Annotated in this window: 20 protein-coding genes; 3 read left to right on the plus strand and 17 right to left on the minus strand. The window is 42.6% G+C overall.

From position 1 onward, the window contains the following. The first annotated feature begins 144 nt into the window (after positions 1–144). Both NMK93_RS14875 and NMK93_RS14880 read left to right on the plus strand, forming a co-directional pair. The gene (locus NMK93_RS14875; RefSeq protein ID WP_093098363.1) at positions 145–756 is read left to right on the plus strand and encodes an OmpH family outer membrane protein; all 612 of its coding nucleotides are present in this window, start codon (positions 145–147) and stop codon (positions 754–756) included. A gap of 152 nt (positions 757–908) precedes the next feature. Next, complete coding sequence (locus NMK93_RS14880) at positions 909–1814, plus strand: CorA family divalent cation transporter (RefSeq protein ID WP_185214353.1); 906 nt, start codon at positions 909–911, stop codon at positions 1812–1814. Here NMK93_RS14880 and tsaB read toward each other — a convergent pair. The 5 genes from tsaB to mscL form a co-directional block, all read right to left on the minus strand. Beyond that, on the minus strand, positions 1809–2519 hold the full coding sequence (gene tsaB, locus NMK93_RS14885) for a tRNA (adenosine(37)-N6)-threonylcarbamoyltransferase complex dimerization subunit type 1 TsaB (RefSeq protein ID WP_254530130.1): 711 nt from the start codon (positions 2517–2519) through the stop codon (positions 1809–1811). The two genes, NMK93_RS14880 and tsaB, sit on opposite strands and share 6 nt — an antisense overlap. A gap of 6 nt (positions 2520–2525) precedes the next feature. Next, positions 2526–2780, minus strand: a complete 255-nt coding sequence (gene yidD / locus NMK93_RS14890) for a membrane protein insertion efficiency factor YidD (RefSeq protein WP_185214351.1) — start codon at positions 2778–2780, stop codon at positions 2526–2528. After that, the gene (locus NMK93_RS14895) at positions 2743–3156 is read right to left on the minus strand and encodes a ribonuclease P protein component (RefSeq protein WP_185214350.1); all 414 of its coding nucleotides are present in this window, start codon (positions 3154–3156) and stop codon (positions 2743–2745) included. Before NMK93_RS14895 ends, yidD begins: the two co-directional genes overlap by 38 nt. Positions 3157–3216: 60 nt before the next feature. Then, a complete protein-coding gene (gene rpmH / locus NMK93_RS14900) occupies positions 3217–3375 on the minus strand; it encodes a 50S ribosomal protein L34 (RefSeq protein WP_093098370.1) in 159 nt (52 codons plus the stop codon). Positions 3376–3546: 171 nt separating this feature from the next. After that, a complete protein-coding gene (mscL, locus tag NMK93_RS14905; protein WP_185214349.1) occupies positions 3547–3954 on the minus strand; it encodes a large-conductance mechanosensitive channel protein MscL in 408 nt (135 codons plus the stop codon). A 333-nt stretch (positions 3955–4287) separates the two neighbouring features. Between mscL and NMK93_RS14910 the strand changes: the two genes are divergently transcribed. Continuing rightward, positions 4288–4932: a response regulator transcription factor gene (locus NMK93_RS14910; RefSeq protein ID WP_185214348.1), complete on the plus strand. Its 645-nt coding sequence runs from the start codon at positions 4288–4290 to the stop codon at positions 4930–4932. Between the two features lie 50 nt (positions 4933–4982). On the opposite strand, the gene NMK93_RS14915 is transcribed toward NMK93_RS14910, so the two are convergent. From NMK93_RS14915 to NMK93_RS14970, 12 genes are all read right to left on the minus strand, one after another. Beyond that, positions 4983–6119 carry a sugar phosphate isomerase/epimerase gene (locus NMK93_RS14915; protein WP_185214347.1) on the minus strand — a complete coding sequence of 379 codons (1137 nt, stop codon included), beginning with the start codon at positions 6117–6119 and terminating at the stop codon, positions 4983–4985. A 78-nt stretch (positions 6120–6197) separates the two neighbouring features. Beyond that, a complete protein-coding gene (locus NMK93_RS14920) occupies positions 6198–6383 on the minus strand; it encodes a histone H1 (protein ID WP_185214346.1) in 186 nt (61 codons plus the stop codon). A 131-nt stretch (positions 6384–6514) separates the two neighbouring features. Continuing rightward, complete coding sequence (ftsZ, locus tag NMK93_RS14925; protein WP_185214345.1) at positions 6515–8221, minus strand: cell division protein FtsZ; 1707 nt, start codon at positions 8219–8221, stop codon at positions 6515–6517. Between the two features lie 141 nt (positions 8222–8362). Continuing rightward, complete coding sequence (gene ftsA / locus NMK93_RS14930) at positions 8363–9745, minus strand: cell division protein FtsA (protein ID WP_185214344.1); 1383 nt, start codon at positions 9743–9745, stop codon at positions 8363–8365. A gap of 33 nt (positions 9746–9778) precedes the next feature. Beyond that, positions 9779–10609, minus strand: a complete 831-nt coding sequence (locus tag NMK93_RS14935; RefSeq protein WP_185214343.1) for a cell division protein FtsQ — start codon at positions 10607–10609, stop codon at positions 9779–9781. After that, on the minus strand, positions 10599–11957 hold the full coding sequence (murC, locus tag NMK93_RS14940) for a UDP-N-acetylmuramate--L-alanine ligase (RefSeq protein ID WP_254530133.1): 1359 nt from the start codon (positions 11955–11957) through the stop codon (positions 10599–10601). Before murC ends, NMK93_RS14935 begins: the two co-directional genes overlap by 11 nt. Then, positions 11954–13060: an undecaprenyldiphospho-muramoylpentapeptide beta-N-acetylglucosaminyltransferase gene (murG, locus tag NMK93_RS14945; RefSeq protein WP_254530135.1), complete on the minus strand. Its 1107-nt coding sequence runs from the start codon at positions 13058–13060 to the stop codon at positions 11954–11956. The genes murC and murG overlap by 4 nt, the downstream gene beginning before the upstream one ends. Before the next feature lie 12 nt (positions 13061–13072). Continuing rightward, positions 13073–14266, minus strand: a complete 1194-nt coding sequence (locus tag NMK93_RS14950; protein ID WP_185214340.1) for an FtsW/RodA/SpoVE family cell cycle protein — start codon at positions 14264–14266, stop codon at positions 13073–13075. Positions 14267–14277: 11 nt separating this feature from the next. Next, positions 14278–15651 carry a UDP-N-acetylmuramoyl-L-alanine--D-glutamate ligase gene (gene murD / locus NMK93_RS14955; RefSeq protein ID WP_254530137.1) on the minus strand — a complete coding sequence of 458 codons (1374 nt, stop codon included), beginning with the start codon at positions 15649–15651 and terminating at the stop codon, positions 14278–14280. A gap of 9 nt (positions 15652–15660) precedes the next feature. Next, positions 15661–16905: a phospho-N-acetylmuramoyl-pentapeptide-transferase gene (gene mraY, locus NMK93_RS14960; protein WP_254530139.1), complete on the minus strand. Its 1245-nt coding sequence runs from the start codon at positions 16903–16905 to the stop codon at positions 15661–15663. A gap of 5 nt (positions 16906–16910) precedes the next feature. Then, positions 16911–18368 (minus strand): UDP-N-acetylmuramoyl-L-alanyl-D-glutamate--2,6-diaminopimelate ligase, encoded by a 1458-nt coding sequence (locus tag NMK93_RS14965; protein ID WP_254530141.1) that lies wholly within the window; start codon positions 18366–18368, stop codon positions 16911–16913. A gap of 1 nt (position 18369) precedes the next feature. Continuing rightward, the gene (locus NMK93_RS14970; RefSeq protein ID WP_254530143.1) at positions 18370–20496 is read right to left on the minus strand and encodes a penicillin-binding protein; all 2127 of its coding nucleotides are present in this window, start codon (positions 20494–20496) and stop codon (positions 18370–18372) included. Positions 20497–20508 lie beyond the last annotated feature (12 nt).

Consider the following 20508-nt stretch of genomic DNA (forward strand, 5'->3'; position numbering starts at 1 on the left):
TAATCAAATAAAAAAGGCAACGTGAACGAGCAAAATTAACATTATTTCACTATTTAAATTCCATAGGAAATAGCGGCGTTTTTAGAATAATTGAAATTTTTATATTAGGTTTGTCATTAAGAATATCGAAATATAAAACACAGAATGAATAAACTATTAAAAATTACCTTAGGTCTTGTTGCTACTGCAGCAATCGTATCTTGTAATCAACAGGCTAGTACCCAAGCAGAAAAATCACCATCTGCAGCAACAACTACCGCTACTACACCTGACCCTACTGACAAAATCGCATATGTAAACTCGGATACTCTTTCTGAGAAATACCAATATTTCAAAGACGTTCGCACTAAACTGGAAGCTAAAGTGAAAAAAGCTCAGAGCGACCTTCAAGCGAAAGGACAAGCTTACCAACGTGAACTAGCTGAATACCAACAAAAAGCAGCGACCATGAGCGCTTCGGAGCGTCAAGCTACAGAAGAGCGTTTGGTAAGACACCAAAATGACCTTGGCCGTATGGACCAAAATGCATCTACTTCCATTGCGCAAGAAGAACAGACTGAATTCACTAAAGTGTACACCACCATTACCGACCACCTGAAGAAACACTCAGAAGGAAAAGGTTACAAATTGGTATTGACCTATTCAAAAACCAATCCTGCGGTATTGTATGCTGATCCTAAAATGGACATCACAAACGAAGTTTTAGATGCCCTAAACAAGGAATATAAAGACAAAAGCGCTGCTGACAAAAAATAAGCAGTAAAGAAAATTATGGAGATGCCCCGATCTATCGGGGCATTTTTTATGCCCTACAGTTCCCCAAAAAACTGTCAAAGACATGCCTAGCCTTACAAATCAAATTTGTAATTTAATGGAATCTCACTAAATTTCATCTTTAAACGAAATACATGGTACGACATATCCTCCGAAAAGAAGAAAATGGTTACGATTGGTACGAGATCCTGGACCCTACCCTAGAGGACTTTATCGAACTCAAGGCAAAATACGACCTGAACGACGCTTCCATCAAGGATTGTTTGGAAATTGGCCATCTTCCCAAGATTGAGGAATTCGACAATTACCACTTCCTGATCTTGCGTTCCATTGCAGATTCCTTTCCGGAAAATTCGGATACCTTAGCGGATATCACCTTACGTATTTCGGTCTTTTATGATGAAGATTTCATCATAACGGTCCACAGGAATGAAATCCCATTGCTCAATGAACTGATTGAACTGGACAAGACCAATAAAAAGCTGAAGTCCAGCAAGAGCCTGGTCAACAGCTTGGTATCGCAATCGCTGAAAACTTTCGAAAACCTGGTGATCAATGATTTGGCCGAGAAACTGGATGATTATGAAGAGATCGTGTTTTTGCACAGAAAGCGGAAACCCTTCCTGATGAAGCTTTATTACCTGAAAAGGCAGGTAGACCTTATCAAGATAATCCTAACCCTGTACAAGGACATTGTGGACTATTTCCATATGCCGGAATACCAGAACATCTATACGCAGGACCTTAGGGACATTTACTCCAGAACGAACACCTTGTATAGGAATATTGCTGAAAACACGGCTCAGTTGCTTTCTGTTTACTTTAACATAGAATCCAACCACACAAATGAGATCATGCGCATCCTGACCATTATCTCGGTGTTCTTTATGCCATTGACCTTTATCGTCGGGGTATATGGGATGAACTTCAAATATATGCCCGAACTGGAATGGTTGCTAGGCTATCCTGCAGTCTGGATCTTGATGATCTTGGTTTCCCTAATGATCTACATCTGGTTCAAAAGGAAAAGATGGTTATAATAAAGGCGATTTCTTGGGCGTAGTAGCCACAAAATCTTTGAGATAGAAAGGCTCAAAATAGGCCACATCTTCAAATTTCTGATCCACAAATTTCTTGTAGGAAACTTCATCCTGGAAGTTGGCAATGGAATCGAAGCCAGCAATGACCTGAACCTGATCGTTATTTTCAAACGTAGGCATAAACTTATCTGCACCTGAACCGAAAAGTATCAGTCGGTATCCATCGTTCAGGTAACCATCAAATGTATGTTCATCGATGATCAAGGCTTCAGTTTCCTTATACAGGCTTCCGTCTGTGTGGAATACTGCGGTATAAACCTCTCTCCGTCTTGCATCGATCATTGGCAACAGTAGCACCTTATGATCACTTTGGGGATATTTGGCCATGAAACCGTCTTTTAGCGCTTCTAAGGTATTATTGGCGATAAGCGGGATATCCAAGGCGTAACACAGTCCTTTTGCCGTAGAGACGCCAATTCGCAATCCGGTATAAGATCCTGGCCCCATGCTTACGGCAACTGCGGCAAGCTGATCGAGGGACATGGCAGCCTTATCCATTAATTCCTGGATGAAAACGGTCAGTTTGGTCGCATGAAGATTGGGCTCATTGCCGACTACGCTGCATAGATTTTGACCATGATTGGAAAGAGAAACTGAACACAGATTGGTCGCAGTCTCGATGGAAAGGATATACGAATTTGACATAGTGAATTAAGGGACTGGATCGTGCCCATGTCCACCCCAAGGGTTGCAACGGGCAATACGTTTAATAGTTAGCCAACCACCCTTGAAAGGGCCGTGCTTAAGAATTGCTTCTTTGCCGTATTGGGAACAGGTTGGGGAATATCGACAGCTAGCGCCGAGCAATGGCGATAGAAATAGCTGGTAAATCTTGATTATGAGCAAAAAAAGCCACTTTATGGGTAACTTAATTCCTTTCTCCCAGATTAGATTTAGATATTTCATGTTCTAGTTTACCGATCAATTGACCAAGCTTGCCCTGAAGCGTTTCCATAGGTAGCTTTTCATTACTTACGTACTGAATGGCCAGCAACAAATTTAAGGAATGATCTTGCAAAAAGGAATAGAGTTTGTCTTTCTCGAGCCTGTAACATTCCCGGGTAAGTCTTTTGATACGGTTTCGGTCCACTGCTTTTTTGAAGCGTTTCTTGGGGACCGAGGTAATGACCTGAGCGGGGAATTGCTGTTCGGGACTGGCGGGCTGGCTAAGGTAAACCACTCGGAAAGGATATACAACAAAAGAAGAACCATTATGGAAAAGATCGTCAATAGACCTTTTGCTACATAATCGTTCTTCTTTTTTAAATGTATATTTTTTCATCACGATGACCATAAAGCCGGCTAAAACAGCGCGGTCCCTATATCACCGGCGAGCGCAAGATTAACCTTTGTGACGGCTTTCGTCAGAAACTGAAAGGCGTTTTCTTCCTTTTGCTCTACGAGCAGCAAGTACTCTTCTACCATTTGCAGAGCTCATACGCTCTCTGAATCCGTGTTTATTTCTTCTTTTTCTTTGCGAAGGTTGAAATGTTCTCTTCATGACGCTTTTATGCTTGTTTTAATACTTTTAATCAAATTATCCCTCAAAAGAGGAATGCAAAAATAAAGTTTATTTCACACATACGCAACACTCTAAATCTAATAAATAAAAAAAAGCAAATTATTTGGGCCAATAACCCTCATAATTTGCTTTAGAGCATATATTTTATGCTTATTTATTTTTTAAAATATCGCGAATCTCAGCAAGCAATGCTTCCTCTTTTGTAGGAGCTGGAGCTGCTTCTGGTTCTTTTGGTTCTTCTCTTTTCAAAGAATTGATCCCTTTAATCACCAAGAAAATACAGAAAGCAATGATCAGGAACTGGATCAACACGTTGATGAAGTTACCATACGTTACGGCTACTTCGGCAACACCTGCTGCTTCGTTTCCTTCTTTGATAACATACTTCATGGCGGAGAAATCCACACCACCGGTGATGAATCCAATAGGAGGCATGATGATATCATCGACCAAGGAGGTAACGATCTTTCCAAACGCGCCACCGATAACAACACCGACAGCTAGATCAATCACGCTGCCGCGCATAGCGAATTCTTTAAATTCTTTTAAAAATCCCATAAGTTAAATAGTCTAAAAGTGAATATAATATGTTTAAATTGTTTTTCCCTTAATAGTTGTGTAATGTATTGAATATCTTACAAAAAAAGCGGTTTACATTCACAAACTAAAATTATTTTCAAAATAAATGAGTATTTTTATTGTATACTAGGTACTTGTACTGAAGTAGCCGCACACAAAACTTTAAATTATTTTTTAAAGAGAACGAATACATATAAAATTATTATATTTGAGGAAACAAATTAACTACTAAATACAATTTTTCAACCCAAATCTATACGTTGAGAAATAAAAAAAATCATGTGAATCTAGGGTAATTTGTGTAATAACTTTATGAAAAAAATATTAATAGCCGACGACCATATTATTGTCCGACTGGGGGTTTCAACTGCCATTAAAGAGACTTTAAAAGCGGTTGAGATAGTCCATGCGCAAACATATGATGAGGTATTTGCACAATTAAAGACAACACATTTTGATTTACTTCTCCTAGATATCAATATGCCGGGAGGAAATAACATCAAGGTGATCAAGGAGTTGTTGGACATTCAACCTGACTTAAAAATCTTAGTCTTTTCTTCTTATGACGAGACCCTGTACGCCCTTCGCTATATAGAGGCTGGTGCAGCGGGCTATGTCAATAAAACGACTAGCATGACCGAATTCACCAATGCCATCAATAGCATTTTTGAACGCGGACGCTATATGTCAGAAGCCATTAAGGACCTCTATGTTCAAAAATTGACGACCAGTAAATCCAAGGTGGATAGCCTGAACCCTCTGTACAAACTTTCTAATCGCGAAATGGACGTGGCGAGACACTTAATAGAAGGATTGGGAATCATTGAGGTTTCAAACAGGTTGAACCTAAGCTCATCCACAGTGAGTACCTATAAGAGTAGAATCTTCGAGAAACTGGGTGTACACAACATCCCAGATTTGATATCGCTGTTCAAAATGAACGCAGATAAGGAATAACCAAACGGTTATTCCTTATTTTTTTATCTTCTGCCTATGGTTTAAAACCCTTAGGTCAGATCAGCCATGCTCTTCACGGGAATGTCTTCTCGCGAAACTACATTTAAAGGCTTCTGCTCGGTAAATTCATATCCATTGGCATCTAGCTTCCAGAGCAATGGCGAAAGGAAGCTGATACAGGCTTTGGCACCTTGGTTGATCGCCGCCATATTATGCGTGTCCTTGGAATTCTTCGCTTCGTTTTCAATTTCAAAGGGCCCTGAAAAGCCGCGCTCGTGCAGAACCTCCGCAAAGCTGTTCCAGTCCATATCATCAGTACCTCCAAAACCCGGAAGCATCGCGGTATAATGATGACGGTCCCAATCGCTCTGGGGCACACTGACACCCGCTCGTTTAGCAAGTTCAGCATGCACCTGCTGCATGGGATACATTCCGCCCCACTCTACCCTAGCCTTGCTGCTCAGCATCCTAGTTGTTTTTACATGTACACGCTTCAATCGCTCGATATCCATTTCTTCAATTACCTCCACGGGATCTGTATTCTGCCAGATATCATGGGAAGGATCGTATATCTCTCCATGTGCCTTGCTAGGGATCATCGTGTACATTAGTTTGCGAGCTGCCAATACGCCGGGCAGGTTGTTGAAGGTACTTGTGTAACGAGAGGAACGCCATCCTTCCATCGGACAGTTTTCGTAGACCACCGTTACGCCCAGGTCTTCTGCATAGCGGATGATGGGCTCGAAAACCCGTTTATATTCATCGAGGTTCTTTTGGAAGCCGTCGATTTGGTTACCCAGCTCATGGTTATAGCCTACGAATGTCCCCACCATGACATTGTTTTCATCTCCACCCAGCAAATGAGCTATTCTAATCAGTTTTAAGAGATGGTCCTGGTTTTTCAGCCTTTCCCCCTCATCACCGCCGATCATGTTCTCAAAAGCCCCCAAAGACAGCCTTAGCCCTTTATTATTGAAGGCTTCCAATGTTCTTTTGGCCTCCTCTGGACCGAAGCCTTCGTAATCCAAATGGGTAGCGGTATGGTCAGCCCTGGAACCATCCTTACGGAACACACAGAGATCAATTCCCTGCGCACCTAATTGGGCAGCAGTATCTAATAGTTCGGATTGTCCCAACTGGTCGTATGCGGAGCTCATCAGCCAAATGGGATTCTGGATCTGTTTCATCTTATATCTAGTTTATTCGAATATACACATAAAAAAAGCCCAATAATGGGCTTAGTTCTTAATAGGGTTTAAAGATCTTTATTTCTTGTTTTTCAGACCTTGGATTCCTAGGCGTAGATCTTGAGCTAATGTCTTGATATCCTGCAGGCCTTTTCTTACTCGTGTACCAGCGGCACTATTCCCTTTTGCAAAAAACTTGTCTGCGTCATTTTCTAATCCGTCAATTAGAGACTTCAACTCTTTGAATTTATCAATACTTGCCATAACTTTTAGATTTATTTATAATTTTTAATAGTAACTCACTTAAAATTAGCATCTTTTTTCTATAAACAAAATCTAAAAAACAAAAAAGGTGACCTTTTCAAGCCACCCTTTATTTATTAAATAGGATAAGATTAATCTACATTATCGTGTAGAAAGGAGTTGTTCGGTCTGATTTCAGTCTCACCATCATCAAAAGATAGGGTGAAACGGGAAACCTGAGATTCTGAGGAATGAGGAACATCATCCAATGTTTTTTGCTTTCTTTTGTAAGCTGGCTCATTCTCAAGCTCTTGAAGACCATTTGAAGATTTCAACTTCATGCTCAGTTCTTTCAGGCGAAGGATACGCTCCTTGGTTTTCAACAACTGATCTTCGAAATTAGTTTCTTCTTTCTTCGCTTCTTCCAACTCGATTTCAGCTTTTGGCTGAACAACTTCGTTCACTGGTTCTGGAGTTGGCTCTTCCTTCTCTTCGGTAGGTTTGTATGTATCAAATACAGTAGGCAACTTGAACTCGAACAGTGATGGCGAAGTCTTTAATTCAAATCCATGTGGATTTGGATCTTCCTCAATTTCTTCCACATCAGAGTTATCATCTAATTCCAATGTATGGCGAACGATTTGAGATTCGTTTTTTTCCACTGCATTTGCTTGTTGGGCAGCTACTGCTGCTTTGTTTGAAAACAAGTCGCTTTGTGGAGCTTGATTCGATGGCGAGTCCACTGGCGTACTAGGCTTCACGAAAGCACTAGCTTCAGTATTGCTTCTATCCACGAATTGATTGGTCGTTACCGGTTTAACGAATGCTGAAGTCGATACCTCAGGAGTCAAAGGAATGGCAATCTTTTCCATTTCTTTTTCCTTCACACGCTCTTCAGAAGTCTGAAAACCAGTAGCGATTATGGTTACTGAAAGTTCCTCTTCGTAGTTTGCATCGATACAGTTACCCCAGATTAAGTCAGCTGAAAGGCCAGCTTTTTCTTGGATATAGTCTGTAATGATCGCAACCTCATCCATGGTTACTTCACGGGTACCGGAAGTAATGTTCAATAGGATGTAACGAGCACCTTCAATTTCATTGTCTTTTAATAATGGTGATGCCAACGCGCCTGTTACAGCATCTAATGCACGTTGTTCACCTGTTGCCACAGCATTACCCATGATCGCAACACCAGAATCGTTCATTACGGTACGAACGTCCTTGAAATCGACGTTTACATATCCAGGGATGGTGATGATCTCTGCTATACCTTTGGCCGCAGTGGTCAAGATATCATCTGCTTTGGCAAATGCAGCAGTCATCGTCAGGTTCCCGAAGATTTCGCGCAAACGGTCGTTTGAAATAACTAGATAAGAATCAACGTATTTGCGAAGTTCTCCCAAACCGTCTTCTGCTTGCATACGACGACGTTTACCTTCGAATGTAAATGGAGTTGTAACGATAGCAACGGTCAAGATTCCTAATTCCTTTGCTGCCTTGGCAAGCACCGGACTAGCTCCAGTACCAGTACCACCACCCATTCCTGCAGTAATGAAAAGCATCTTTGTATTGGTACCCAACATGCGTTTGATATCCTCAATACTTTCGATAGCTGAGTTTTCACCAACATCAGGATCAGCGCCAGCACCCATACCTTCTGTAAGACTCGCTCCCAATTGCACCTTGTTTGGAATAGGGCTAAGCTCCAAAGCTTGCGCATCTGTATTGCAAACTATGAAATCAACACCACTAATTCCTTGCTTATACATGTGATTGACTGCGTTTCCGCCGCCCCCACCTACACCAATTACCTTGATAATTGATGAGTTCTCCTTTAACATTTCAAATTGTATCGACATATATTTTATCCTATTTAATTCTTCATCAAGCCTTTACGTTAACACAACGCAAGTCAACAATTCTAATGTAATATTACCAAATTCTTAACAAGAGTTTTCCACATTTGTTAAAATGTGGAAAAAACAAGTCGATGTTGATAATTATTTCTTACCGATGAATGTGTCGTCGTCTATATCCGCCCCATCTTTGATCCAATCGCCTAAAAAACGAGTCAACCACCCTTCTTTTTTGTTTTGACCTTCCGCTATTTCTTTAACGCCTTCTTTCACTTTTCCTTGTGTTGGCGCAGTCTTTTTGATGAATTTCTCTTCATTCCGTTTCTCTTCTTCCTCGATCGACTGAATCCCTTTGATCAATAGACCGATACCGGTTGCATACAATGGGCTCTTCAATTCTTCAAATGCCTGCTTGTTCAACATATCGGTTTTTGCAAGGTATTCATTCGGATATCCAATTCGACAATCGATTCCAGTGATATATTCTACCAATTGAACCAAGTGCTTTAATTGTGCACCACCACCAGTGATCACGATTCCTGCAATCAATTTGTCTTCATAACCTGAAGATTTGATTTCATAGAACACGTGCTCGATGATCTCTTCCATTCTCGCTTGAATGATATATGCTAAGTTCTTAACGGAAATTTCTTTAGCTTCTCTTCCTCTGATACCAGGTACACAGATAACCTCGTTCTCTTTGTTCTCATCGGCTAAAGCTGATCCGTAACGTACTTTCAATTGCTCAGCTTGATTGCGCAATACGGCACAACCTTGACGGATATCTTCCGTAACGATATTTCCTCCCAAAGGAATAACAGCCGTATGACGGATGATGCCCTCATGGAAGATAGCAACGTCGGTAGTTCCACCACCGATATCCACCAACACAACACCTGCAGTCTTTTCCTCTTCATCCAACACAGCCTCGGATGATGCAAGAGGTTCAAGAATCAATTCAGAAACTTCAAGGTCCGAGTTGTCCACACATCTCTTGATGTTCTTGATGTCGGTAACACGACCAGAAATGATATGGAAGTTAGCTTCCACTCTTCTTCCCGCCATACCGATTGGTTCCTTGATACCAGGTTCGTTGTCAATGGTAAATTCTTGTGGCAAGACATGGATGATCTCCTCTCCCGGAGGCAGTACCAATTTGTACATGTCCGAGATCAAACGCTCGATATCCAGGCGTCCGATTTCATCATCGTCATTCTTTGTTAAAATACCACGGTGTTGGATACTCTTGATGTGCTGTCCGGCAATACCTACATTGACAACTTTGATGTCAACATTGGATTGACCTTCAGCCACAGCAACAGCCTCACGGATACTTGTAACGGTCTTCTGGATGTTGGCAACAACTCCACGATTTACGCCGGCAGATTCCGCTTTCCCTACACCTAATAACTCAACCTTGTTCGATCCACTACGACGACCTACAGTTACGCAGATCTTTGTCGTACCGATGTCCAATCCAACGATAATTGGATTTTCTTTTTCATTTTCTACAATTCTAGGTTTCATATGCTGTGTTTGATGCTGTATGTAATTTGTTTCTTAAATCTTCTTGTTAATTTTCATTTGCAGGCTATCGATAAACCAATCACCCTTGCGCTCGCAGACGATCTGTCCGCTATACTTCACGTTCACCTTGCTGTATGCATCGGAGCCTACTCTTGGAAGGATATGCGTATAGAACTTCTTCAAACGTTCCAACTTGTAGCTTAAAGAGTCTGCATTTCCGATGATCAATTGTTGGCTGCCCACTCTAGGAACAATCTCGATATCTCTTTCATCATTGACATAAAGTTGGACGATCTGGTTGCTCCAAAGCTCATCTGCTTTTGTTTCCTCAACGATCCTAACCAGGTCTTTCACCAACTGGCTCTGTACAGGCTCCAAAGATTTCTTATAGCCCTCTTTGATATTTCCGTTTGCAACCATGACATGCGGTACATATTTTAAGGTCACTGGAATCTTATTTCCTTTGGAGTCTACATAGAACTCCTGCCCACCTTGATTGATGATCCTGACAACAACCTCGCGCTGCTGAACGGAAACGCGCATTGTACCATCCATATCCATATGAACATCAGCATTGGATACATATGGTGATTTTTTCAATTCCGTTTCGATCTGTTGCAATGGCAATTGGTTCAATTGCTTGCCTACCACTGCTCCAAACTTCTCCTTGATCATCGATGAAATATCATTCTGATCAATGAAAGTCTCCTTTCCTTCTACCATCACTTTGAGTGCGGTACATTCTTGCACCTGGTCTTTCTTGTTGACCAAGCTCATCAACATGCCGACACCTACGATGGCCACTAATCCTAAGAAAAAATAGCCGACTTGACGCCATTGTATATTTCTTATTCTATTTAGCATGGTTCAATTCTTCTTTAAGAGGTTTCACCAATTTGTCAATATCTCCAGCTCCAACGGTTACCAATAATTCTGGATCTTCTGTTTTCACGATTTCTAGAACTTCCTCTGGGCTTACCAAACGCTTGTTTTCCAATTCGATCTTGTTCAACAACCATCTTGAGTCAACACCTGGGATTGGCAATTCCCTTGCCGGATAGATTTCCATCAACAGCAACTCATCTGCCAAGGCCAACACTTCTGCAAAGCCATCAACAAAATCCCTTGTCCTGCTGAAAAGGTGCGGTTGAAAAACTACCGTCAATTTCTTGTTTGGGTACAGTTTTTTCATCGAGGTCAAAAAAGCCCTCAACTCTTCTGGATGATGTGCATAATCATCGATGTACACATTCTTATCAGACTTCACGATATATTCAAAGCGTCTTTTCACACCTTGGAAATCAGATAATGCCGCAACGATTTTATCAGCAGGGATATCCAAAAGATGTGCAACCGTAATGGCCGCAACTGCATTTTCAACATTGTGCAATCCTGGAATTCCTAAATGGATATCCTTGATCACTAAATCTGCAGAGTGGTAATCAAAATAGAACTCTCCATTTTCCACCCTTACATTTTCTGCATAGGCATCACAGACCTGCTCTCTTGCATAGCTGATATCACCTGAAAAAGGCAATCCAATCTTTACGATTTTCTTTCCGTCATCTACGACCCTATCCAGGAACATCTCAAAAGAAGTAATCAACTCCTGAGGATCGCCGTAGATATCCAAGTGATCCGCATCCGCAGACGTCACGATGGCAATATTTGGATGCAGGGTCAGGAATGAGCGATCATATTCATCGGCCTCAACCACCACTACATCATTTTCTCCAAAGAGAACATTGTTTTGATAATTGGTACTGATGCCGCCTAAGAAGGCTGAGCAATCAAAACCAGAATGTTTCAAAACATGTGCTACCATGGTCGAAGTTGTTGTCTTTCCATGTGTACCTGCAACTGCAATGGTAAATCTACTTGCAGAGATAAAACCAAGTACCTGAGAGCGTTTGAACAGTTCATGTCCGTGATCAACAAAAAACGCTTTCAATTTTAGATCCTTTGGAATAGCAGGTGTGAAAATGATCAGGGTTTCATCGCTTGCCGATTTAAAAGAAGCAGGAACGGAATCCACATCATCAGCATAACTGATCGGCATGCCTTCCGCTTCTAATGTTCTGGTAAGCTCTGTTGAGGTACGGTCATAACCGGCCACCTCACAGCCCAAACGACTAAAATAACGAGCCAATCCGCTCATGCCGATTCCGCCGATACCCAGTAGATAAACTCTTTTTATTTTGTCGATATTCATTTTCTATTTTCTATTATACTCAATACTTCTTGTGCGATCACCTCATCTGCGTCAGCCAAAGCCAATTTCAGAATATGTTCGCCTAGTTCTTTCTGCTTGCTTTCTTCCTGAAACAAAGCCAAGACCGTAGGAACCAGCTCTTCACGAGCCACATTATCTTTCACCATCAGGGCGGCATCCTTTTCAACCAGGGCATTTGCATTCTTGGTCTGATGGTCATCCGCTACATTTGGCGATGGCACCAAGACCACTGGCTTACCTACCACGCATAATTCTGATATGGTCCCTGCTCCTGCTCTCGCCACGATAACGTCAGCTGCTGCATAAGCATAATCCATACGCTCTAAGAATGGCATCAACTTGATGGTCTCCGGTAATTGATCTGCCAGTTCAGCATTCAATTTCTCGTAGTAGTAGCTACCACATTGCCAGATTACCTGTATTCCTGCTGCCACCAATTCCTCCAAACCGGCTTTAATGCTATCATTCAAGGTCAATGCACCAAGGCTTCCACCAGTAACCAACAAGGTTTTCTTGTCCAGATCCAATCCAAAAGCATGGATAGCTTCCTCTCGTTTACCTTCAATGGCTACTGAAGATTTACGGATCGGATTACCGGTCAACAAAACGCGGTCTGCCGGAAAGAACCTTTCCATGCCTTCATAGGCAACACAGATCTTTTTGGCCTTAGCACCCAACTTTTTGTTTGTCACCCCTGCAAAGGAATTCTGCTCTTGGATTACCGTCGGCAACCCCATCATATTCGCCATCATCAATAATGGCCCAGATGCATAACCGCCAACACCAATCGCCGCTTCCGCTTTAAACTCTTTAAGAACTTTCCTCGCCTTCCACAAGCTTTTCAACATCTTGAATGGAAGACTTATATTTTTCAGTAAGGACTGACGGTTGATCCCAACGATATCCAGTCCTACGATTTCATATCCCGCTGCCGGTACTCTTTCCATCTCAATTTTGCCATTGGCCCCTACGAACAGGATCTCAATATCTGGAGACAGGTTTTTTAACGCATTGGCTATCGCTATCGCCGGGAAGATATGCCCTCCGGTTCCACCACCACTTATGATTACTCGATGCGCCATTCAATATTTCAATTAAATTGAGCCAACTACCACTTTGCGTGGAGCCTTTACAACTTCTTTTTCTTCTTTAACTTTCAACTCTTCAACATTACGGCTCACACTTAGGATGATCCCTAAGGCTACACTCGTAAACAAGATCGATGTTCCCCCCATACTCACTAATGGAAGAGGAACCCCGGTCACTGGTCCAAGACCAACGGCAACCGCCATGTTTGCCAAAGCCTGAATCGTCAGACTGAAGCCCAACCCGGCTGCCAGAAATGCCCCGAAGGCCCGCGGACTTAAGGTGACAATCCGGATACATCGATACATCAATGCTATATACAGGAAGAGCAACACCGCCCCTCCGATCGTGCCATACTCCTCAATGATAATGGCGAAAATAAAATCTGAATATGGGTGAGGCAAAACGTTACGCTGAACACTGTTACCGACACCTTTACCAAACATCTCACCCGTAGCAATCGCTATCTTGGCATTGTTTGCCTGGTAGTTTTTATCATCCTGAAAGGACCCTTTCCCTTCATGCACTTCTTCTGTATTGAAGAAACCTTGAATACGGCTGATATAAGTAGCTCGTCTAGGCCCCATAAAGATCACCAGCATCAACAGCACTCCTCCGCCCATACACACCACTGCAATCTGTTTGAAACTGATACGACCGATCAACAACAACAATACACTCACCCCAAACAGCATCAAGGCTGTGGAAAGGTTTGCCCAAGCGATCAATACGAATACAAAACAAACCGCTCCCATTATCGGAATAAAGGATTTCTTCACGTCCTTGATCTCCTCTTGTTTGCGGGACAGCATCCTCGCCAAGAAGGTAATCAAGGCCAATTTCGCCAAATCCGAAGTCTGGAAAGTCTGATTGATCACGGGAATAGTCAACCAACGACTGGCATCATTTACCTTGCTACCGAAAACAAGGGTATATAACAACAATGGAATCGTGACTACCATAAGCAACTTGGAAATCCCAGCATAATAGCGGTAATCCAACTTATGTGATAGATACATCATCACTAAACCTGCAACAACGATGAAAAGGTGTTTGAATAAATAAAGTTCTGTACCTTTTCCTTCCTTGTATGCCAAGGTGCCTACTGAGCTATAAACAGCTAATAGTGACCAAATGGATAGCAAGATCACAATGATCCAGATCCATTTATCGCCTTTTAGTTTAGAAAAAATGTATTCCATTGTCCTCCTAATTATAAAGTCATTACCGCTTCCTTAAATTTATCACCACGATCTTCGTAGTTCTTGAACCAGTCAAAGCTGGCACATGCTGGCGATAACAATACGGTATCACCTTTCTTCGCCAAATGAGATGCGATCTGAACAGCATCACTCATCGAGGCGCTATTGACGATTACATCCGTATCATCCTCAAAAGCCTCATGAATACGGCCCGTATCCTTTCCGATACAGATGATTGCTTTCACTTTTGATTTCACAAGGTCTTTCAACATTTCATAATCGTTGCCTTTATCTACACCACCCATGATCAACACAATATCCGTAGAGAAACTCTCAAGTGCATACCAAACCGAATTGACATTGGTCGCTTTAGAATCATTGATATAATTAACCCCACCGATACAAGCTACATGCTCCAATCTGTGTTCCACGTTCACAAATGAACCCATGCTCTCCTTCATCGTTTGGTTCCTCAATTCCTGAGCCTTAGCAACCAGTCCTGAAGCCATGTTGTTGTAAACATTGTGCTTGCCTTGCAGTGATAATTCTTCGATATTCATGATAAAAGCTTCTCTATTTGGTATTAAAATGTACAAATTCTTCTCCTCGTCCAGATACGCACCGGTATCTACGGTTCCTTCCTGTGTAAATGGCAGGTGCATTGCTGCTGTTGGATGTTTCTCCAGGGCTGCCATCGTCTCCGGATCATCTTTACAATAGATAAAGTAATCCGTCGGCTTTTGATTTTGAACCATGCGGAACTTCGAGGCCACATAATTCTCCATCTTATAATCATATCGATCCAAATGATCGGGTGTGATATTCAAAATCACGGCAACATCAGCGCGGAAGTGGTACATATCATCCAGCATAAAACTGGAGATCTCCAAAACGTAAGCATCATGTTGCTCTCTAGCTACCTGCAAGGCAAAGCTATTTCCTATATTTCCAGCTAGACCTACATTCAGACCTGCATTCTTCAATATATGGTAAGTCAACAAGGTTGATGTTGTCTTGCCGTTTGAACCCGTGATGCACAATAATTTGGCATCCGTATATTGAGCTGCAAACTCGATTTCCGAAATGATCGGTAGACCTAAACCTCTTAATTCTTTTATCAATGGAGCCTTCTCCGGAATCCCTGGGCTCTTCACCACTAGATCGGCGTTGATAACCAATTCCTGTGTGTGCTGCCCCTCTTCAAATGCAATCCCCTCTTTTTCCAAAGTGGCTTTATACGTATCAGCTATCGTTCCCATATCTGACACAAACACATCAAAACCCTTATCCTTACCTAGGATCGCTGCACCAACTCCACTCTCGCCTGCGCCTAAGATCACTAGGCGGCCAGTTTGAGGGTAATATGTGTGTGCTATATTCGACATCTTCTTCTACTATCTTACTTTCAATGTAACTATGGTTAATATGGCCAACATGATCGATACGATCACAAATCGCGTCACGATCTTGGACTCATGATAACCCTTTTTCTGATAATGGTGGTGCAAAGGCGACATCAGGAAAATCCTTCGGCCTTCGCCATATTTCTTCTTGGTATACTTGAAGTAGGAAACCTGAAGGATAACCGATAGATTCTCGATCAAGAAAATACCACACAATACCGGAATCAATAATTCTTTACGGATCAGGATCGCGAAAGCAGCAATGATACCACCGATCGCCAAACTACCCGTATCTCCCATAAATACCTGTGCAGGGTAGGCATTGTACCAAAGGAAACCTGTACAGGCTCCAACAAATGCACCCGCGAAGATTACCAGCTCACCCGAATTCGGGATAAACATAATGTTCAGGTAATCCGCAAAAATGATGTTACCGGATACATAGGCCAATATGGCCAAGGTAATCCCTATAATAGCGGAGGTTCCCGTGGCGAGGCCATCGATCCCATCTGTAATGTTAGCTCCATTGGAGACTGCCGTGATGATAAACACGACAACAACCAAGAAAACAAAGAACGTTGCCAAAGGGCTATTGATACCGAATACGTCCAACACTTTGGCGTAATCGAACTCATTGTTTTTGTAAAAAGGAATGTTCGTCTTGGTAGACTTCACATTCTCGGCATAGGTCTTCTCCCCTGTTGATGGATTGATGATCACTTCCACCGGTTTTGAAGAAGTAGGATTTGCCACTTGCTGTCTAGCAACAATCTCAGGGTGGAAATACATCGTGATCGCGATCAATACGCCCAATCCCACTTGACCAATCACCTTGAACTTCCCAGCCAATCCTTCTTTATTCTTACGGAATACTTTGATGTAGTCATCCAAGAACCCGATTGCACCCATCCAGATCGTTGTGATGATCATCAGGATGATGTAGATATTATCCAATTTTGCAAAGAGCAATGTTGGGATCAAGATACCGGCGATGATGATCAGACCTCCCATTGTAGGGGTTCCTTGTTTTTTCTTCTCACCTTCCAATCCTAAATCACGGATGGTCTCTCCCACTTGTTTTTGATGCAGTAAACGAATCAATCGGCTACCAAATACCGTTGTGATGATTAACGAAAGGATGACTGCCATGGCCGTACGAAACGAGATATATTGGAATAATCCAGCACCTGGAATATGTACGTGCTCGTTAAGCCAAGTGAATAAATAGTAAAGCATGCAGTCTAATTATGTTCGTTAAAAATCTTTATTAATTCCTCTTTATCGTCAAAGTGATTTTTCACCCCATTGATATCTTGGTATTTCTCATGTCCTTTTCCAGCGACCAAGATCACATCCCCTGGTTGTGCTAGATGGAAAGCAGCACGGATAGCCTCTCTTCTATCTGTAATCGAGAAAACATTCTTGCGCTTATCTCCAGGAATACCAACTTCCATTTCTTTGATAATGGCAGCAGGGTCTTCCGTTCTTGGATTGTCCGAAGTCAGGACCACTTTATCGCTCAATCGTGAGGCTACTTCTGCCATCTCTGGGCGTTTAGTCTTATCACGGTCTCCACCGCAACCCAACACCGTCAGGATCTGTTGACCAGGCTTTCTCAATCCGCCAATGGTTTCCAGAACATTTTCCACCGCATCAGGGGTATGGGCATAGTCCACAATGGCAACCACACCTGTAGTAGATTTTAAGGTTTCAAAACGCCCCTCAGCACCGGTGATCTCACTCAAAGCCATCAACACCTTTACAGTCTCCTGCTCCAATAAAATGGAAGCACCGAACACTGCCAATAGGTTATAGGCATTGAAATCACCGACCAATTTCACCCACACTTCCTGTCCGTCAACCTGCAATAACATCCCATCAAAATGGCTTTCCAAGATTCTTGCCTTAAAGTCCGCCATTTGGTGCAAGCCATAGGTTTTCTTATGGGCAAATGTATTCTGAAGCATCACCTGACCATTTTTATCATCAATATTGGTCAATGCAAATGCATATCTGTCTAAATCATCAAAGAACTTTTTCTTCGCCTTGATATAGTTGGCGAAAGTTCCATGGAAGTCCAAGTGATCATGCGTGATATTGGTAAAGATGCCACCCGCAAATTTCAACCCTGCGATACGCTGCTGAACAACAGCATGCGAACTCACTTCCATAAAACAGTAGTCACATCCATCTTCCACCATTTCCTTCAACAGGGAATTCAATGATATGGGATCTGGAGTGGTATGGGTCGCTTCAACAATGCGCTCACCGATCTGGTTCTGCACCGTAGACAACAGGCCTACATGAAAACCCAATCTGCTGAACAGGTTGAACAGCAAGGTAGCCACGGTCGTTTTCCCATTGGTACCTGTCACGCCCACTAACTTCAATTTCGAGGATGGATTTCCGTAAAATGTAGAGGCCATTACACCCAGTGCATAAGCCGAATCGCCGACTACCACATAAACTACATCTTCCTTGATCTCCTCTGGTAATTCTTCTACCAGCACCACGGAAGCACCTGATTCAATCGCTTTATTGACGAAAAGGTGTCCATCGGTCTGATGCCCACGAACTGCCACAAATACACTGCCCTTAACCGCCTTTCTTGAATCCAAGCATAGCGAGCTAACCTCTGTGTCCAGAGACCCTCGGTAATCAATTACCGGAATGGCATGTAGCAACTCTTTCAACAACATATTAATTCAATTCTATTAGAACATGGGTGCCAGGTTTTAATTTCTGACCAGCAACCAATGATTGATTTATTACTCTTCCTTTTCCCCTTACAGTGGTCTTGAATCCCGCATTCTCCATCGCGTAGATTGCATCTACCAATCCCATTCCTTTCACGTTCGGCACTACACCTTCCTTAAACTCTGCCACTGTAAATGCGCCCGCCGAATGGTTCGCTGAATCCTTATCAGCAGCAACAATGGAATTCCAGTTCACGGCCTGCACGCCCAACATCTCATAGACCTTCGCCGTAGCATCCTTAGAACCTTTCAAAGTATATGGAACTTTATTTCCAGCTACATTTACTTTTCTATTGTTAAATGTCTTGTGCAATGACAGGTCATTTGCAAAAACCATATCAGCCAACTCTCTAAATACAGGACCTGCTACCGAACCACCATAGTATCCATTCCTAGGATTACGAATCACGACGATCATCGAATACTTTGGATTCTCCGCTGGGAAATAACCTGCAAATGATGATTGGTATCTTCTCGCTCCATATCCCCTTGCACCATCAGCCATCTGCGCTGTACCTGTTTTACCTGCAGATGAATAAAGTGGGCTCTTCAATTTCTTACCGGTCCCTTCAACCATCACCCCTTCCATCATCTTCTGCATCTTACCGATCGCCTCTTTGGAAGCAATCTGCTTATTGATCACCCTAGCTTCAAACTTCTTAACCGTTGAACCTAGGTGTTGAATTTCTTTTACGAACAATGGAGCCAACATCTTACCATCATTGGCAACTGCATTGTACAAGGTCAATGTCTGCAATGGCGTTAATTTCAACTCATATCCATAGGCCATCTGTACCAATGACAGCTTGCTCCAAGACCTGCTGTCCGGCATTTTCACCCAAGGATTTGCCTCACCTGGAATTTGCAAGCCTAATGGCTTGGCCATTCCCCACTCGTGCAATTTGCCAGTGAATTTCTCTGGATTCTTGCCATATGCATTCCCGATCGTCTTGGCAACCCCCACGTTGGAAGACTCTTCAAATGCCTCCTTGATGGTCACCTTTGATTTTTTCGGTGGGTGAGAATCTCTAATGGTATGGCCAGGAACTTTCCAGGTACCATTACCGATATCGATTACTGTATTGGTATCAACCTTATTATCATCCAATGCCACTAGGTAGGACGCAACCTTGAAAGTTGAACCAGGGTCAGCACCTTGCGCAATGGCATAATTAAATTTCTCTCTATATACCCCTTCACCATCTCTGGTAAAGTTGGCAATCGCACGTACCTCTCCAGTTTCCACCTCCATCAGGATCACACAACCGTTGTCTGCATTACTGATGATCAGCTGTTTTTCCAAGGCGCGTTGCGCCATGTCCTGCATATTCACATCAATGGTGGCAATGATATCCGAACCATCGGTTGGAGCGACCTCCATCTCACGGTTTACCGGAATCCATACCCCACCGGCAATACGCTGCATCAACTGCACCCCGCTCTTACCTTCGATATAATCTCCATATGCACCTTCCAATCCAACACGAACGGTATCGCCCTTGCTGTTTTTATAACCAATGGTACGGGCTGCCAAATTCGTGAATGGCAGGATACGCTTGTTTTCTCTTACTGCTATCAAAGAACTGGAGAATCTTTCCTTCTCTTCCTTAAAGTTTCTCAACAAAGGAAAGGTCTTTAGGACCTTCAACTGTTGGTGTGATACATTACGCTTGATCAAAACGTAACGTTGTTTTTTAGCCCTTGCCTCTTTCAACTGAGTCAGGTACTGTCTGGCCGATTTATCCTTAAAATAGGCCGCTAGCTTACTGGCCAAAGAATCCACCCGAGCATTGAACACATTGTTGTGCTCGGATGGAATGGCCATCGCATCAAACCGTATCTCATATTCCGGAACAGAAGTAGCCAGTAAACTTCCGTCATTGGAATAAATATTTCCTCTTGCCGCTTCGATTACGCGTTCGCGTATCGTCAAGCTATCTGCAATCTCACGCCACTTATCACCGTCCACATATTGCAAATGCAATAATTTCCCAAATACCATTAAAGCACCAAAAACCATCAGGCCAAACGCCAGGTACACCCTAATCAATATGGACTTCCTAATATTCATGTTTTGGTCTTA

This window comes from Sphingobacterium sp. LZ7M1, assembly GCF_024296865.1.
Classification (GTDB): domain Bacteria; phylum Bacteroidota; class Bacteroidia; order Sphingobacteriales; family Sphingobacteriaceae; genus Sphingobacterium.

Coding starts and splice junctions, on each gene's coding strand:
- NMK93_RS14875 (WP_093098363.1), top strand. CDS start 145: ATGAATAAACTATTAAAAATTACCTTAGGTCTTGTTGCTACTGCAGCA.
- NMK93_RS14880 (WP_185214353.1), top strand. CDS start 909: ATGGTACGACATATCCTCCGAAAAGAAGAAAATGGTTACGATTGGTAC.
- tsaB (WP_254530130.1), bottom strand. CDS start 2,519: ATGTCAAATTCGTATATCCTTTCCATCGAGACTGCGACCAATCTGTGT.
- yidD (WP_185214351.1), bottom strand. CDS start 2,780: ATGAAATATCTAAATCTAATCTGGGAGAAAGGAATTAAGTTACCCATA.
- NMK93_RS14895 (WP_185214350.1), bottom strand. CDS start 3,156: ATGAAAAAATATACATTTAAAAAAGAAGAACGATTATGTAGCAAAAGG.
- rpmH (WP_093098370.1), bottom strand. CDS start 3,375: ATGAAGAGAACATTTCAACCTTCGCAAAGAAAAAGAAGAAATAAACAC.
- mscL (WP_185214349.1), bottom strand. CDS start 3,954: ATGGGATTTTTAAAAGAATTTAAAGAATTCGCTATGCGCGGCAGCGTG.
- NMK93_RS14910 (WP_185214348.1), top strand. CDS start 4,288: ATGAAAAAAATATTAATAGCCGACGACCATATTATTGTCCGACTGGGG.
- NMK93_RS14915 (WP_185214347.1), bottom strand. CDS start 6,119: ATGAAACAGATCCAGAATCCCATTTGGCTGATGAGCTCCGCATACGAC.
- NMK93_RS14920 (WP_185214346.1), bottom strand. CDS start 6,383: ATGGCAAGTATTGATAAATTCAAAGAGTTGAAGTCTCTAATTGACGGA.
- ftsZ (WP_185214345.1), bottom strand. CDS start 8,221: ATGTCGATACAATTTGAAATGTTAAAGGAGAACTCATCAATTATCAAG.
- ftsA (WP_185214344.1), bottom strand. CDS start 9,745: ATGAAACCTAGAATTGTAGAAAATGAAAAAGAAAATCCAATTATCGTT.
- NMK93_RS14935 (WP_185214343.1), bottom strand. CDS start 10,609: ATGCTAAATAGAATAAGAAATATACAATGGCGTCAAGTCGGCTATTTT.
- murC (WP_254530133.1), bottom strand. CDS start 11,957: ATGAATATCGACAAAATAAAAAGAGTTTATCTACTGGGTATCGGCGGA.
- murG (WP_254530135.1), bottom strand. CDS start 13,060: ATGGCGCATCGAGTAATCATAAGTGGTGGTGGAACCGGAGGGCATATC.
- NMK93_RS14950 (WP_185214340.1), bottom strand. CDS start 14,266: ATGGAATACATTTTTTCTAAACTAAAAGGCGATAAATGGATCTGGATC.
- murD (WP_254530137.1), bottom strand. CDS start 15,651: ATGTCGAATATAGCACACACATATTACCCTCAAACTGGCCGCCTAGTG.
- mraY (WP_254530139.1), bottom strand. CDS start 16,905: ATGCTTTACTATTTATTCACTTGGCTTAACGAGCACGTACATATTCCA.
- NMK93_RS14965 (WP_254530141.1), bottom strand. CDS start 18,368: ATGTTGTTGAAAGAGTTGCTACATGCCATTCCGGTAATTGATTACCGA.
- NMK93_RS14970 (WP_254530143.1), bottom strand. CDS start 20,496: ATGAATATTAGGAAGTCCATATTGATTAGGGTGTACCTGGCGTTTGGC.